The organism is Paenibacillus aurantiacus, from assembly GCF_042431225.1.
Classification (GTDB): Bacteria; Bacillota; Bacilli; order Paenibacillales; family Paenibacillaceae; genus Paenibacillus_Z; species Paenibacillus_Z aurantiacus.
This window is the reverse complement of record NZ_JBHMDO010000053.1, coordinates 1-14,418: the sequence shown is the minus strand read 5'-3', so window position 1 is coordinate 14,418 and position 14,418 is coordinate 1. Positions and strand designations below refer to the sequence as shown.

General features: G+C 54.2%; 14 protein-coding genes and 1 other RNA gene. All 15 read left to right on the top strand.

The annotated features are described in order from the left end of the window. The first annotated feature begins 105 nt into the window (after positions 1-105). The 15 genes from rpoE to ACFFSY_RS32405 all read left to right on the top strand — a co-directional run bounded on the left by rpoE (position 106) and on the right by ACFFSY_RS32405 (position 14,171). Positions 106-654: a DNA-directed RNA polymerase subunit delta gene (rpoE, locus tag ACFFSY_RS32475; protein WP_377502251.1), complete on the top strand. Its 549-nt coding sequence runs from the start codon at positions 106-108 to the stop codon at positions 652-654. 212 nt (positions 655-866) lie between these two features. Then, positions 867-2,471 (top strand): CTP synthase, encoded by a 1,605-nt coding sequence (pyrG, locus tag ACFFSY_RS32470; protein WP_377502248.1) that lies wholly within the window; start codon positions 867-869, stop codon positions 2,469-2,471. Positions 2,472-2,632: 161 nt separating this feature from the next. Then, a complete protein-coding gene (locus ACFFSY_RS32465) occupies positions 2,633-3,031 on the top strand; it encodes a response regulator (protein WP_377502245.1) in 399 nt (132 codons plus the stop codon). Positions 3,032-3,578: 547 nt separating this feature from the next. After that, positions 3,579-4,832 carry a UDP-N-acetylglucosamine 1-carboxyvinyltransferase gene (gene murA / locus ACFFSY_RS32460; protein WP_377502242.1) on the top strand — a complete coding sequence of 418 codons (1,254 nt, stop codon included), beginning with the start codon at positions 3,579-3,581 and terminating at the stop codon, positions 4,830-4,832. A gap of 100 nt (positions 4,833-4,932) precedes the next feature. After that, the gene (rho, locus tag ACFFSY_RS32455; protein WP_377502239.1) at positions 4,933-6,276 is read left to right on the top strand and encodes a transcription termination factor Rho; all 1,344 of its coding nucleotides are present in this window, start codon (positions 4,933-4,935) and stop codon (positions 6,274-6,276) included. A 25-nt stretch (positions 6,277-6,301) separates the two neighbouring features. Continuing rightward, a complete protein-coding gene (locus ACFFSY_RS32450) occupies positions 6,302-7,549 on the top strand; it encodes a radical SAM family protein (RefSeq protein ID WP_377502236.1) in 1,248 nt (415 codons plus the stop codon). Positions 7,550-7,666: 117 nt separating this feature from the next. Continuing rightward, a complete protein-coding gene (rpmE, locus tag ACFFSY_RS32445; RefSeq protein WP_377502233.1) occupies positions 7,667-7,864 on the top strand; it encodes a 50S ribosomal protein L31 in 198 nt (65 codons plus the stop codon). Positions 7,865-7,936: 72 nt separating this feature from the next. Next, positions 7,937-8,374: a hypothetical protein gene (locus ACFFSY_RS32440; protein ID WP_377502230.1), complete on the top strand. Its 438-nt coding sequence runs from the start codon at positions 7,937-7,939 to the stop codon at positions 8,372-8,374. Between the two features lie 86 nt (positions 8,375-8,460). Further along, positions 8,461-8,725: signal recognition particle sRNA large type (gene ffs, locus ACFFSY_RS32435), an RNA gene on the top strand. A gap of 161 nt (positions 8,726-8,886) precedes the next feature. Beyond that, entirely contained in the window at positions 8,887-10,341 is a 1,455-nt protein-coding gene (locus tag ACFFSY_RS32430) for an ATP-binding protein (protein ID WP_377502227.1), read from the top strand. Between the two features lie 408 nt (positions 10,342-10,749). Continuing rightward, on the top strand, positions 10,750-12,504 hold the full coding sequence (gene dnaX / locus ACFFSY_RS32425) for a DNA polymerase III subunit gamma/tau (RefSeq protein WP_377502224.1): 1,755 nt from the start codon (positions 10,750-10,752) through the stop codon (positions 12,502-12,504). Between the two features lie 45 nt (positions 12,505-12,549). Further along, the gene (locus ACFFSY_RS32420) at positions 12,550-12,861 is read left to right on the top strand and encodes a YbaB/EbfC family nucleoid-associated protein (protein ID WP_377502221.1); all 312 of its coding nucleotides are present in this window, start codon (positions 12,550-12,552) and stop codon (positions 12,859-12,861) included. Between the two features lie 25 nt (positions 12,862-12,886). Further along, positions 12,887-13,483 (top strand): recombination mediator RecR, encoded by a 597-nt coding sequence (gene recR / locus ACFFSY_RS32415; protein ID WP_377502218.1) that lies wholly within the window; start codon positions 12,887-12,889, stop codon positions 13,481-13,483. A gap of 149 nt (positions 13,484-13,632) precedes the next feature. Continuing rightward, entirely contained in the window at positions 13,633-13,911 is a 279-nt protein-coding gene (locus tag ACFFSY_RS32410) for a DUF2508 family protein (RefSeq protein WP_377502214.1), read from the top strand. Beyond that, positions 13,908-14,171, top strand: a complete 264-nt coding sequence (locus ACFFSY_RS32405; RefSeq protein WP_377502212.1) for a pro-sigmaK processing inhibitor BofA family protein — start codon at positions 13,908-13,910, stop codon at positions 14,169-14,171. Before ACFFSY_RS32410 ends, ACFFSY_RS32405 begins: the two co-directional genes overlap by 4 nt. Positions 14,172-14,418 lie beyond the last annotated feature (247 nt).

The following is a 14,418-nucleotide window of genomic DNA, read 5'->3' as shown; positions in this document are numbered from 1 at the left end:
GCGTCCAAGCTTGCTTTTTTGAAAAAAATAGGTTTTACTATAGGTTGAAAAAGGAACACAAGCAGCGAAGAGACGTTTCGCATTCGTACGAGAGGGAGTGTACCCATGAGCGAGTTCACGTTGAAACTCGATCCGGAGCGCGTAAAGGAAATGCCGATGGTCGACTTGGCGTTTGAATTGCTGAAAGCCGCCAATACGCCGTTTTATTACCGGGACCTAATGATGGAGATTGCGAAGGTTCGGGGGTTGTCCCAAGAAGAAATCAACCAGGTGATTGCGCAAGTATATACGGAAATTAACATCGACGGCCGTTTCGCGTGCGTCGGCAGCAACATGTGGGGATTGAAACGCTGGTATCCGGTAGAGCGTAACGAAGATCCGGTGACGAACGCGAAGCGTCCGCGCATTATCAACGACGACGACGACGACGATCTCTACAACGACGACGAGGAAGAAGAAACCTACGCGGCGGACGAAGAGGATTTCGATATGTACGACGAAGATCAAGAGATCTTCGACGAAGAAGTCGAGACCGAAGAGGAAGTCGACGAGGAAGTGCTCATCGACGACGAAGAGCTCGAGGATGAGGAGTCGGACGAAGAAGAGACTGAGGACGAAGAAGCCGAGGAACCGGACGACGACGACGAGAAGTAAACGAGACGTAAATCACAGGTTTTGCAGTCTTGACACGGGATGTCCGGCATATTAAACTATTGCATGGGCTTCAAGTTCGGACATTAGATATACGACAAAAGTCAAAAAGTGCCCCCGTATTCGGGTGTCACTTTTTTCTTTTTTAAGCACCATTTTTGTGCGGAATTTGGGTAAACCTATACTTTAACTTACTAGCGTGGAGGGTATCATCAGTGACCAAGTACATTTTTGTAACCGGCGGTGTCGTGTCGTCTCTGGGTAAAGGTATCACGGCGGCGTCGCTCGGCCGTTTGCTTAAGAACAGGGGTCTGAAAGTGACGATCCAGAAGTTCGATCCTTACATTAACGTGGACCCGGGCACGATGAGTCCTTACCAGCACGGAGAAGTGTTCGTCACCGACGACGGCGCGGAGACAGACCTTGATTTAGGCCACTATGAGCGCTTCATCGACATCAACCTGTCGAAGAACAGCAACGTGACCACCGGCAAGATTTACTCGACCGTTATTACCAAAGAGCGCCGCGGTGAATACCTCGGCGGTACGGTGCAGGTAATTCCGCATATTACGAACGAAATCAAGGACCGCGTGTTCCGCGCCGGCAAAGAAACCGGTTCGGACGTGGTCATTACGGAGATCGGCGGTACGGTAGGCGATATCGAGAGCTTGCCGTTCCTCGAAGCGATCCGCCAAATTAAGAGCGACATCGGCCGCGACAACGTCATGTACGTGCACGTTACATTGATTCCGTTCATCAAAGCAGCGGGCGAAGTAAAGACGAAACCGACGCAGCATAGCGTCAAGGAACTGCGCAGCATCGGGATCCAGCCGAACGTCATCGTATGCCGGACCGAGCAGCCGATCGCCGAAGAATTGAAGCGCAAAATCGCGCTCTTCTGCGATATCGACGCGAATGCGGTCGTCGAATGCATCGATGCGCCGACGCTTTACGAAGTGCCGCTGATGCTTCGCGAGCAAGGGTTGGACGACTTCGTCGTGAACCACCTCAAGCTGAACGCGGGCGAGCCGGACATGACCGAATGGCAGGGGCTCGTGGATCGCGTGAAGAACTTGAAGCGTACGACCGAGATCGCGATCGTCGGTAAGTACGTCGCTCTCCACGACGCCTACCTCTCCATCGTAGAGTCGCTGAGCCATGCGGGCTTTGCATGGGATGCGGAAGTGAAAGTTCGTTGGGTCAACGCTGAAGAAGTGACCGAGCAGAACGTGGCGGACAAGCTGCAAGGCGTTGCCGGCATCCTCGTGCCAGGCGGCTTCGGCGACCGTGGCATCGAAGGCAAGATCAACGCTATCCGTTATGCGCGCGAGCAGCGCATTCCGTTCTTCGGCATCTGTCTAGGCATGCAAGTAGCCGTCATCGAGCATGCGCGCAACGTGACGGGCTTGCTCGACGCGAACAGCTCGGAGATTAACCCGTCGACGCCATACCCGGTCATCGACCTGCTGCCGGAGCAGAAGGATATCGAAGATCTTGGCGGCACGATGCGCCTTGGCCTGTATCCGTGCAAGACCGTTCCAGGCTCGCTGGCTGAGCGCGAATACGGCGACGAGCTGGTCTATGAGCGCCACCGTCACCGGTACGAGTTCAATAACGAATTCCGCGAGCGTATCGAAGCGACCGGCCTTCGCATCTCCGGCACGTCGCCGGATGGCCGTCTCGTCGAGATGGTCGAGCTGCCGGATCATCCGTGGTTCCTGGCCGTTCAATTCCATCCGGAATTCACGTCCCGCCCGAACCGTCCACAGCCGCTGTTCCGCGGTTTCGTGAAGGCGGCGCTGCAAGTTTCGGAAGCATAAGCGGGAATAAGATCAACGGGGAATCTGCCGGGTGCGGATTCCCCGTTTTTTTTCGCGGCCGAAGCAGGATATTGCGGCAACGCGCGCGAATATATTAACGATTATGGAAGAGTTGACCAAATCGTGTCGCCTGGCGTCGCGGATTTTAGGAGGGTTTCAGGTTGGATAATAAGAAAGTGTTGATCGTCGATGACCAGAACGGGATTCGTGTCTTGCTGATGGAAGTGTTCAGCAGCGAAGGCTACAATACTTTTCAAGCTTCCAACGGCAAGTTGGCGCTCGAAATCGTCAGATCTGAATCGCCTGACCTCGTCCTGCTGGACATGAAGATTCCCGGTATGGACGGGCTCGAGATATTGAAGCACGTGAAAGCCATCAACAAGGACATCAAAGTCATTATGATGACCGCCTATGGCGAGCTGGATATGATTAAGGAAGCGACCGACCATGGCGCGCTGATGCATTTTACGAAGCCGTTCGACATTGACGAGATGAGAATTGCGGTAAACATGCAGCTTCGGGGCAAAGGATCGGGCAGCTGGTTCGCGACGGGATCCTGATTTCAGGGTCCTTTTTTTGTATGCTTGACCGAAGCGAGAATCCCCCTGCCTGCGCGGTTGATGCGGGATTGCCGGGTTGTACAAAACGAGGCGGCGATGTGGTATAATGGCACAGGATAACAAGTCAAGTCCGTTTTTCGTAAAGAAGCACGCCCGGAACCGCATGACATGACATAGGAAGCAAACGCAGCCCTAGGCGGCGGAGATCCCGCATCTCGACAGAGAACGGCGAAACGAGCAGCTTGTACGCTAGCCTCCCGCACTCTCGCTGGGGGCGGGCTGCGCTGTTTCCGGCGTTTTTTTTGAAATACAAGTGTTTTATAAGTTCTACACTTATCAATTATTTTGTATTTCTTTGGAATGAGACGTGATGACGCCGACGAGCACGGCGCCATACGTTTCACCTTGCCCTCATTCTTGCTTGGATACAGGAGTTAGTTCCGAGAGTCGCCAAGTCGCAAGCGTACAGCAATCCGGAAAATTCACGGTACACTTCACTTTTGGGAGAAACGCTGGTGTCTTTCCGAATGGGAGGATTTATGAGTTCATGGAAAAATTAATGGTTCGCGGCGGACGCCCGCTGCGCGGCACCGTACAGATCAGCGGCGCCAAGAACAGCGCGGTCGCGCTGCTTCCGGCTGCCATCTTGGCGGAGTCGACGGTAATATTGGATAATCTGCCGCACATTAGCGATGTCGCGGTGTATAGCGAGATTTTGGAAGAACTCGGCGGCAGCGTGGGCTGGGATGGGGATGCGTTCGTGATTGATCCGTCCGTCATGACGTCGAAGCCGATGCCGAACGGGAACGTTAAGCTGCTGCGGGCATCGTATTATCTCATGGGCGCCATGTTGGGTAGATTCGGCGAAGCGACCATAGGGCTGCCGGGTGGCTGCAATTTCGAGCCGAGGCCGATTGAGCAGCACATTAAGGGATTCGAGGCGCTCGGGGCGGAAGTCACGAACGACCATGGTTCCGTGCGCATCGTCGCCAAGGAACTGCGCGGCGCGAAGATTTATTTGGACGTCGTAAGCGTAGGGGCGACCATTAATATTATGTTGGCGGCCTCCAAGGCCAAAGGCTCGACGATAATCGAGAATGCGGCCAAAGAGCCGGAAATCATAGATGTAGCAACTTTATTGAACGCCATGGGCGCCAGAATCAAAGGTGCGGGCACCGAGACGATTCGGATTGAAGGGGTGGAACGCCTGCACGGCTGCCGCCATTCGATTATCCCGGACCGGATTCAAGCTGGCACCTACATGATTATGGCCGCCGCGACGCGGGGCGATGTGCTCATCGATAATGTCATTCCGAAGCATTTGGAAGCGGTGACGGCGAAACTGCAAGAGATGGGCGTTCATGTGTACGAGATGGATGAAGCGATCCGGATCGTCGGCCAGCCTCGTTACGAAGCAGTCGACGTGAAGGCGCTCGTGTACCCAGGGTTTGCGACCGATCTTCAATCTCCGATGACCAGTTTGCTTACGCAAGCGGCGGGAGTCAGCATATTAAGTGATTATGTTTACAGCAATCGGTTTAAACATGTTCCAGAGCTTTCACGCATGGGCGCGAATATTCGCGTGGAAGGACGTTCGGCCATTATCGAGGGTGGACCGCTTAACGCGGCCAAGGTACGTGCTGCCGATCTGCGCGCGGGCGCTTCGCTTGTCGTCGCGGCCCTTGCGGTCGAGGATGGCGTGACCGAGATTTCAGGCGTGGAATATATCGACCGCGGATACGACAATTTGGTCGAGAATCTTCGCGCTCTTGGCGCCGATGTGTGGCGCGAGAACGAGTAATTGCCAGCTAGTTGGCAGCCGGTAGGCCCGGAGCGGAATAGACCGGGCCAATTCCGGCAATGATGGAAGGAATCAAGATCATGGACAAAGTGGTGAGAATATGACAGATCTTCAGATCGCTGATCTGGAAGAGTTGAAGCTAACCGAGCTGTATAAGCTGGCGAAGCAATACCAGATCCCGTACTACGGGCAGCTCAAGAAGAAGGAACTTATATTTGCGATATTGCGCGCGCAAGCCGAGAAGAGCGGGCTGATGTTCATGCAAGGCGTGCTCGAGATTTTGCCTGAAGGTTTCGGATTCTTAAGGCCGATCAACTACTTGCCGAGCACCGAGGATATTTATATCTCCGCTTCGCAGATCCGCAAATTCGACTTGAGAACGGGAGACCTCGTATCCGGCAAGTGCCGGGCTCCGAAAGAAAATGAACGCTATTTTGGTCTGCTTCAGGTAAACGCCGTTAATGGAGAAAGCCCCGAACAAGCTGCAGAACGACTTCATTTTCCTGCCTTGACTCCCCTTTATCCGCAAAAGAAATTGGTGCTGGAACATTCCCCAACTAAAACTTCAACGCGTATTATGGATTTGCTCGCACCTGTTGGACTTGGCCAGCGCGGACTTATCGTTGCACCGCCGAAAGCCGGTAAAACCCTGTTGTTGAAAGAGATTGCCAACAGCATTTCGATCAATCACCCGGATATCGAGCTTTTCGTGCTGCTGATCGACGAGCGGCCGGAGGAAGTCACCGACATGCAGCGTTCCGTCAAAGGGGAAGTTATTGCGTCGACGTTCGACGAATTGCCGGAGAATCACATCAAAGTCGCAGAATTGGTCCTAGAGCGGGCGCTACGCCTGGTCGAGCACAAGAAGGACGTCGTTATTTTGCTCGATAGCATTACGCGTCTGGCGCGCGCCTATAACTTGGTCGTCCCTCCGTCCGGACGGACGCTTAGCGGCGGTATCGATCCGGCATCCTTTCACCGTCCCAAGCGGTTCTTCGGATCCGCGCGCAATATCGAAGAAGGCGGCAGCCTGACGATTCTGGCGACGGCGCTCGTGGAGACGGGCTCACGGATGGACGATATCATTTACGAGGAATTCAAGGGCACAGGCAACATGGAGCTGCATCTGGACCGGAAGCTGGCCGAACGCCGCATTTTCCCGGCGCTCGACATGCGTCGTTCTGGTACACGCCGCGAAGAAATGCTCTTAACGAAAGAAGCGTTGGATAAAGTATGGGCGATTCGCAAGAGCATGAATGATTCAATGGAATTCGTCGATAGCTTCCTCAAGAAGCTGGCGGATACCAAGACGAACGAAGAGTTTTTGGCCTCGCTCGATACGTCAAATATGCCGACGGCACCTGCCCCGCGCAGCAGCAGTAGCAGTAGTTCGAGTGGCGCGAGTGCGGGCCGCCGGACCACGCGCACGACGCCGGTATCGTAACGGCAAGACAGTTTAGGAGGACATCATGAATCTCGTATACGCGGATGAACAAGGCAATTTATATGATCATCCTGAATGGACGGGCCTCGGACGCAGCGGCGATATGATCGTGGAACTGATGGAAGACGAATTAATTCCGCTGCCCGAAGGGGCTACATTAGTAGGGCTGCCTTATACGCGGCCGATCGGCATCGACGCTTCGGGCAACATGCGGCCGCTTCCCGGCGACGTGCAGGCTGTAGGGGCGCTGCTGCCGCAAGGGTTTACCCGCCTGGCGATCCCGGGCTATATGAAGACGGATAAGACGCAGAAGCTGCCGCTGTTCGGCTACTCCGCCGTTGTTTGGAAAGACGGGGGCTTCTATGTGGCGGCGCACGCGACCGACGACCCGGAACGTTGGAACCCCGATAACTGTGACCGTGGCGATGTCGAATCCGGCGTGGAGCGCTTACTAGCCAAATACCCGGAGAACCGCTTGTATAAGCATCTTTCGCACTGCGCGCTAGGCTACGAATGCTTAACCTCGTCCAATACGTTTCTGCAGCGTTGGGAAGGAGCAGTACCGGTCTCGTATTCGTGCAACGCGGGCTGCTTCGGCTGCATTTCCGAGCAGCCGGACGACAGCGGCTTCCCGGCTCCGCAGACGCGGATGAATTTTAGGCCGACCGTTGACGAAGTGGTTGAAGTGATGATGGAGCATCTCAATTCGCCGGAGTCGATCATCAGCTTTGGGCAGGGCTGCGAAGGCGAGCCGTCGACCCAAGCCAAGATCATCGTGGAAGCGATGCGGATCGTGCGAAGTCGTACGGATATGGGGTATATCAACATCAATACCAATGCAGGATTGACGGACCATATGCGTGCCATCGTGGATGCCGGTCTGAATTTGATGCGGGTCAGCACGATAAGCGCTTTGGACGATCATTACAATGCGTACTATAAGCCAAGAGCGTACACGCTGGCGAACGTCGAGAAGTCACTGCGTTATGCATCGGACAAAGGCGTGTATACCTCGATTAACTATCTCATTTTCCCGGGCGTTACCGACCGCGAAGAAGAGATGGAGGCGATGATCGGATTCGTCAAGCGGACCGGTCTGAGACTGATCCAAATGCGTAACCTGAACATCGACCCGGAGAGTTACTTGGAGCTCATCCCGAAGGCGAAGGGCGAAATTTACGGCATGAAGCAAATGCTCGAGATTTTCAAAGAAGAGCTGCCGGATGTGGTTATCGGGTCCTACACCCATGTTCCGCCGGTACCTGGCAAATAATCCATAATCCGCATAGCGATAGACGTTGCGACTTGCGTTTTGACATGCTATAATCCGCTATGTGCGTTATTACTCTGGGCACGCATGAGGCTCAGGGCAGAAAGAGGTGAATGAACGATGAAACAAGGTATTCATCCGACATACCACGTCACTACTGTAACTTGCGCTTGCGGCAACAGCTTCGAGTCCGGTTCCATCAAACAGAACCTGCGCGTTGAGATTTGTTCCGCATGTCACCCATTCTTCACGGGTAAGCAAAAGTTCGTAGATGCAGGTGGCCGCGTCGACAAGTTCAAAAAGAAATACGGTATCTAATCGTCTGCCGATATTTAGCAGAATACAAGAACCTTCTTCAGCCATCCTATGGTTTGAAGGAGGTTTTTTTATATGGCGAACCTATACAACAAACGAAGCAGACGATTTGGCCTGGGCAGGAAGTTTCGTGCGCTAGTGCTGCTCGCGGTCATGCTGCTCGCGACAGCTCTTGTGGCATCGGGTTGCGGAAGAGGCAATGACGGCAATCGCGGCCCCCAAGCACAGTCGTACGGGAATGACGGCTATTTGGGGCTGTCCAACAGCAACCCGCACCTGCTGACGCGGAGTGGATCGCAGCTCAACTACCGTTCAGATGCCGGCCTGGCGACGCAGCAGTTGAAGACGCTGAAAGGCATTCAGCAGATGAGTATTTCTTTCCAAGGTCCGCACCTTTACGTGACGATCCGGCCGAAGCCTGGCGTTGACGAAATGCAGCTGCGTCATCGCGCCATCGGGCTGCTTCGGTACAACATGCCCCGCTACACGATTCACGTCAACACGGTGAAATAAGCGCGAGGGCGACCGGGTTTTGCCTCCACATGTAACTTTCCCCTTGAGGTTGCATCTTGGGACAGAACGCGATATACTTATCTCTGCCGTGCTAGATGGGGAGTTAGCGGTGCCCTGTAACTCGCAATCCGCTTTAGCGAGGTTGAATTCCTGCCCGAGGTTATGTCGATGTGGGGCTGGTCTTTACGAATAGTGTTGACGGATGGGTCCTCCGCAATGGACGCTTGTGAACGGGTCAGGTCCGGAAGGAAGCAGCCATAAGCAAGTTAGTCCATGTGCCGGAGGGGTGCCTGTCCCGAGCTAGGAGTAAAGTTACCGCCCGGATCGCATGTATCGGAGGCAGGTGCACGGTACAATACATGAACATCGAACATCTTTGCCAGCCTGCGGGTCGCGAAGGTGTTTTTTTGCATATTGGCAGGATTTTGTCGATACGTTCGCGAATGGTAGGAAGTACTTGTCACAAGGGCGCGAGAGCGCCAGAATGGATCGCATAAAAAGAGGGATGAACCATGAATCGTATTCCGCCTGCTCCGCTGGTCCGGCTCAGTTTGGAAGCGCTCGATGTACATATTAATCGCCTTCGGGACACGATGATTCTCGTGCTGGATGAGCGCGGACTAATCACGAATTACAACGCATGTTTCCAACGCCGGAGCGGATATTCGAGGCAGGGGCTCATGGGATGTGGCGCTGAGCATATATTTGAAAGTCAATCATTTGAACAATTGGTTGTAGCCGGATACGGTTTTCGGCGGGACCCGGGAGAAGACGCCGGCACGCTGTCATCTTTAACGCTTACTGGAGCGGACGGTACTCGCATAACCGTAACCGCTTTCGTTCTTCATGCGGAGACCGAGGCTGGCATGCAGTCGGTGCTGATGCTGCGGGAACTGGGAGAGGCGAGCGGCCCCAATTTGCTGGAGCGGCTTGGGGAGACCATGTTGATGGACGAAGAGACCGGTGTCATCTTATTACGTTCCGATTCGAGGATTATGGATATAAGCCAACTTGCTTGCCAAGTGCTGAACGTGGAGGCGGCCTCCGCGCTTGAAGAGCCGGTTGGCGGATTTTTCGAACAACGAGGCAGGGAATACGAGCTGATTCGCCATACGCTTGCGGAAGGCGTTCCTGTCCGCAATCATCCGTTTACTTGGCTGCGGGGAGATGAGCGGCGCGAGATGCTGATGGATGTCGGGCTTCTGAGAGGACCGTCAGGCATGGCGGAAGGCGCGTACGTCATTTTTAAGGATGTCACGAATTTAAGATCGCTCGAGCAGCAGGTGCAGCGGAGCGACAGGCTGTCCATGATTGGACAAATTGCCGCAGGTGCCGCGCACGAGATTCGTAATCCGCTCACGGCTATCCGAGGATTTCTCCAAATGTTCCGAAAGACGATGACCGACAAGGGAATGGTGAAGGAAGCGGGGTATACCGAGATCATGCTGACCGAGCTTGATCGAATTAACAGTTTGGTCGGCGAATTTCTGCTCTTGAGCAAGCCGAAGAACATTCTCTACGATCACGTCGACGTGGTGCAGGTGCTGCAGGATTTGATGCCGATGATTTCGAGTGAAGCGCTGCTGCATAACGTCGTGGTCGACTGGGCGGTCGAGACAGGCGCTAAGCCCGTGCTCGCGGATCGGGAGATGCTGAAACAAGTATTTTTGAACATCTGCAAGAACGGAATCGAAGCGATGGCGAACGGGGGGATATTGACGATCAAAGGCCGATGCGCGATAGAAGAAGGCCGGCCCATGGTGACGATCGAAGTGCAGGACACCGGTGACGGAATTCCGGAGGCCATGCTGGAGAAAATATTCGATCCGTTCGTGACGACGAAGCCGAGCGGCACCGGCTTGGGGCTATCCGTCTGTCAGCGCATTATCCACGAGTTCGGCGGCACCATCAGGGCACTGAACCGGAAGGAAGGGGCTCTTTTCATCATTGCTTTACCCTGCATATAGGGGACTCGATAGTTTTGCGCACATAGAGGAGTGGGTATGTTTCACGCTTATACTTCACCCTCTATGTTTCCGGAACGTAACGCGTATCGCCGCTAAAAGACGCCGATAGTCGTTTCGCCTTGAAATACAAGAATTTATATGTTTCACGCATAGAAGTCATCTTGTATTTCTCCGGAACGTAACGCGTATCGCCGCTAAAAGATGCCGATAGTCGTTTCGCCTTGAAATACAAGAATTTATATGTTTCACGCATATAAGTCATCTTGTATTTCTCCGGAACGTAACGCGTATCGCCGCTAAAAGATGCCGATAGTCGTTTCGCCTTGCTTGACGCGATCTGATATAATAAAAGCATGCTGCACTCATGTGTCTCATGGTGCAAAGAAAGCCCGAAAGGAACGGTCTTGCGTGTCACATATCGCTTTATATCGCGCCTGGCGTCCGCAGACGTTCAGGGATATGGTTGGCCAACAGCATATTATCCAGACGCTGCAAAATGCGATTCGCGAGCAGCGCGTCTCGCATGCGTATCTATTCAACGGTCCTCGGGGCACGGGCAAGACGACAACGGCCAAAGTGCTGGCGAAAGCCATCAACTGCGAGCGAGGTCCGGCGATCGAGCCGTGCAACGAATGCGATGCTTGCAAAGGCATTACGGCCGGTACCGTCATGGACGTAGTCGAGATCGACGCAGCCTCGAACAGGGGCATCGATGAAATCAGGGACATTCGGGAGAAGGTGCGGTATGCGCCATCCGAAGTCCGGTTTAAAGTATATATCATAGATGAAGTTCACATGCTGACGACAGAAGCCTTCAACGCGCTGCTGAAGACATTGGAGGAGCCGCCGGGCCATGTCATCTTCATTCTGGCGACCACTGAACCGCACAAGCTGCCGGCGACGATTATATCACGCTGTCAGCGGTTCGATTTTCGCCAGGTTTCGCTTCCGGAGCAGACGGAGCGGCTGCGCCAGATCTGCGATGCGGAGGGAATCGAAGCGCAGGCGGACGGGTTGTCCTATATCGCGAGGTTGTCGGACGGCGGGATGCGTGACGCGATCAGTCTGTTGGAGCAAGCGGCGGCCTTCGGTGGCGGCAGCATCACGCTGGATGGAGCGGTCGAGGTCACCGGCGGCCTGGCGGCGGAGCAGTTCAGCCAGCTTGCGGATGCGATACAAGCGGGCAACGCGGCTTTGATTCTTCCGATCGTGGAGAATTTAATGCAGGCGGGCAAGAGTCCGGACAAGTGTCTGGAGAATCTGCTCTACTATTTCAGGGACCTGCTCGTGCTTAAGCTTGCGCCGGGCGGCCGTGCGTCCACCGAACGGATCGTAGACCCGGAGCGCTACCAAGCGACGGCGGAAGCGTTCAGCACGGAGCGTCTGTTCCGCATGATCGATATTCTGAACCAATATCAGAATGAAATTCGGCATGCCGCACTGCCGCAGACCATCTTCGAAGTCGCCCTTATGAAAGTCAGCACGATTCCAGGCAGCGGCGCGGAGCGCGCGCCAGCACAGGCGTCCGGCGGATCCGCGGGAGGCGAGGAAGTGACGCGGCTGCAGCAGCGCATCGATTCCCTCGAACGCCGGCTAACGGAACTCGCTAAGTCGGGCATTCGCGTAGAAGGCGCGGGCAGCGCCCCTGAACCGAGCAAAGGCGGGAACAAGGGGGCGTTTCGCGGAGCGGGTGGCGGTGGAGGTCTACCCCGCAGTACGGTTAAGTTGGATCCGTACGTCGCCGCGGCGGAGAGCCAGGCAACCGTTCAAGTTCGCAACCGATGGGGCGAAATTTTGCAAAGGGTGAAAGATGCCCGGATTACGGTTCATGCTTGGCTGGTAGACGGAGAACCGGTAGCCGCGGCAGATAACACTGTACTGGTCGCCTTTAAGAACACCATGCATCGCGAAACAACCGAGAAGCCGGCTAATCGCGAATTGATTGAACGCGTATTTCATGATACGTTTGGTAGGCCTGTCCACTTGGCGACCGTTATGGCGAAGGACTGGCAGGCCGCGTTCGATTCCGGTCCGGCGAAGGAAGCCGAGCCGCTGCAGATGCAGCAGCAGGATGAGCCAGTCAGCGGCAGCAAGCAGCCGGAATGGGTAGAAGAAGCCGTCAAGCTTTTCGGCGAGGACCTCGTGGTCGTCGAGGACAAATGACCATAATCTAATAAGCAAACATAACCAATAAGGAGGCGTCACCATATGAACAACATGAACCAAATGATGAAGCAAGTTAAGAAGATGCAAGAGCAAATGATGAAAGCGCAAGAGGAGCTGGCAACGAAAAGCGTGGAAGGCTCCGCAGGTGGCGGCGTCGTGACCGTTGTCGTGAACGGTCACAAGAACCTACAAAGTATCGTCATCAAGCCGGAAGCAGTGGATCCGGACGACATCGATATGCTGCAAGACCTGGTGCTGACAGCAGTGAACGACGCGCTCAACAAAGCGGATGAGTTGGCCAACAAGGACATGGGCAAGTTCACGGGCGGCATGAAGATTCCGGGTCTGTTCTAAGATCCCTTAGCAGAGGAGCTTGTCCTTGTATTATCCCGAACCGATAGCCAAACTAATCGACGCTTTCAGCCGTCTGCCCGGAATCGGGCCGAAGACGGCCGGAAGACTGGCGTTTCACGTACTGCGCATGAAGGAAGACGATGTCATCGACTTCGCCAAAGCGCTCGTGAGCGTCAAACGCAATCTTCATTATTGTTCCGTTTGCTGCAACATCACGGATACCGACCCGTGCCGGATCTGCCAAGACAAGACGCGCGACGATTCCGTAATATGCGTCGTGCAGGAATCCAAAGACTTGGTAGCGATGGAGCGGACCAAGGAATTCGAGGGGCAATACCATGTTCTTCAAGGCGCAATTTCTCCTATGGAGGGTGTGGGCCCGGACGATATCCGCATAGCGGAGCTGCTGAAGCGTCTCTCGGACGAACGTGTACAGGAGTTGATCTTGGCGACCAACCCGAATATCGAAGGGGAAGCCACGGCTATGTACCTATCGCGTCTGGTCAAACCTTTCGGACTGAAAGTCACGCGTATCGCCCATGGACTGCCGGTAGGCGGCGACTTGGAGTACGCGGATGAAGTGACGTTGTCCAAGGCGCTGGAAGGTCGCCGCGAATTATAGACACATGAACAATCCTGCGAGGCTGCTGAAGCTTCGCGGGATTTTTTTATCTGCAGCGGGCAGTTCTAATCTCCTCTATCTCGGACATACACCTAGATTGAACAGGAAATCCAGGTTCAAAGCGGACAAGCTAGGAGGCGTTGTAACGGATGGAGAGCGGATTGGGATTGAATAAAGCAAGGCCTGGGGTGGCCAGTCAACCTGAGGATATAAGCCGCGAGATGCTGGCGCTGAAAGAAGAAATCGGCGTGGCGAAGCAGGATTGGGACAATGCATTAAGGCATTTTGAATATGCGCTTGGGAAAGATCAGATCGATTACGCGATTTTTGCGATAGAGGCGGCCGAGAAGCGATATGAGATGCTGCTGCGCAAAGCCAAGGCGCTTAATGCGCAATGGCCGAAGTGGCATGGGGGGGAAGCGAAATGAAAAGTGTATGGCTGGCAATGTTAATAGGGTCGGCTTTGCTGCTGCTGATCGTGCTGCTAAGACAGAAGCTAAGCTGGATTTGGTTGAAGCGATTCGGGCTGCATCTTGTAACGGCCGCGCTTGTCTTGTACGTCTTGAACTATTCAGGCGTACTACCCGGGTTTGAAATACCGCTTACGCCGGCAACCATTGGTACAGTCGTGTTGCTTGGCATTCCCGGAATCGGTTTAATTCTCGGCTTGCAGTTAGCCGTTCTTTGAGAAAATCATAAGGTAGGCTTGACCTACACAGCACGAATGTGATAAATTACTCTTTGCGCCTGACAAGCATGAACGAAATTCAAGATTGAACAAGAGACTTTCTCAAAAAAAGCACTTGCAATCGAGTGGGCGAATGTGATACATTATTAAAGTCGCCGCTGAGACAAAGGCGATGAACGAAGAAACAACTTGTTCCTTGAAAACTGAACAATGAGCGATATGTCAAAGCTAGTGAAGTAATGAGCTA

What these genes read in the sequence shown, in the direction of transcription:
- rpoE (WP_377502251.1), top strand. Translation starts at nt 106, where the DNA reads ATGAGCGAGTTCACGTTGAAACTCGATCCGGAGCGCGTAAAGGAAATG.
- murA (WP_377502242.1), top strand. Translation starts at nt 3,579, where the DNA reads ATGGAAAAATTAATGGTTCGCGGCGGACGCCCGCTGCGCGGCACCGTA.
- rho (WP_377502239.1), top strand. Translation starts at nt 4,933, where the DNA reads ATGACAGATCTTCAGATCGCTGATCTGGAAGAGTTGAAGCTAACCGAG.
- ACFFSY_RS32450 (WP_377502236.1), top strand. Translation starts at nt 6,302, where the DNA reads ATGAATCTCGTATACGCGGATGAACAAGGCAATTTATATGATCATCCT.
- rpmE (WP_377502233.1), top strand. Translation starts at nt 7,667, where the DNA reads ATGAAACAAGGTATTCATCCGACATACCACGTCACTACTGTAACTTGC.
- ACFFSY_RS32440 (WP_377502230.1), top strand. Translation starts at nt 7,937, where the DNA reads ATGGCGAACCTATACAACAAACGAAGCAGACGATTTGGCCTGGGCAGG.
- ACFFSY_RS32430 (WP_377502227.1), top strand. Translation starts at nt 8,887, where the DNA reads ATGAATCGTATTCCGCCTGCTCCGCTGGTCCGGCTCAGTTTGGAAGCG.
- ACFFSY_RS32420 (WP_377502221.1), top strand. Translation starts at nt 12,550, where the DNA reads ATGAACAACATGAACCAAATGATGAAGCAAGTTAAGAAGATGCAAGAG.
- ACFFSY_RS32410 (WP_377502214.1), top strand. Translation starts at nt 13,633, where the DNA reads ATGGAGAGCGGATTGGGATTGAATAAAGCAAGGCCTGGGGTGGCCAGT.
- ACFFSY_RS32405 (WP_377502212.1), top strand. Translation starts at nt 13,908, where the DNA reads ATGAAAAGTGTATGGCTGGCAATGTTAATAGGGTCGGCTTTGCTGCTG.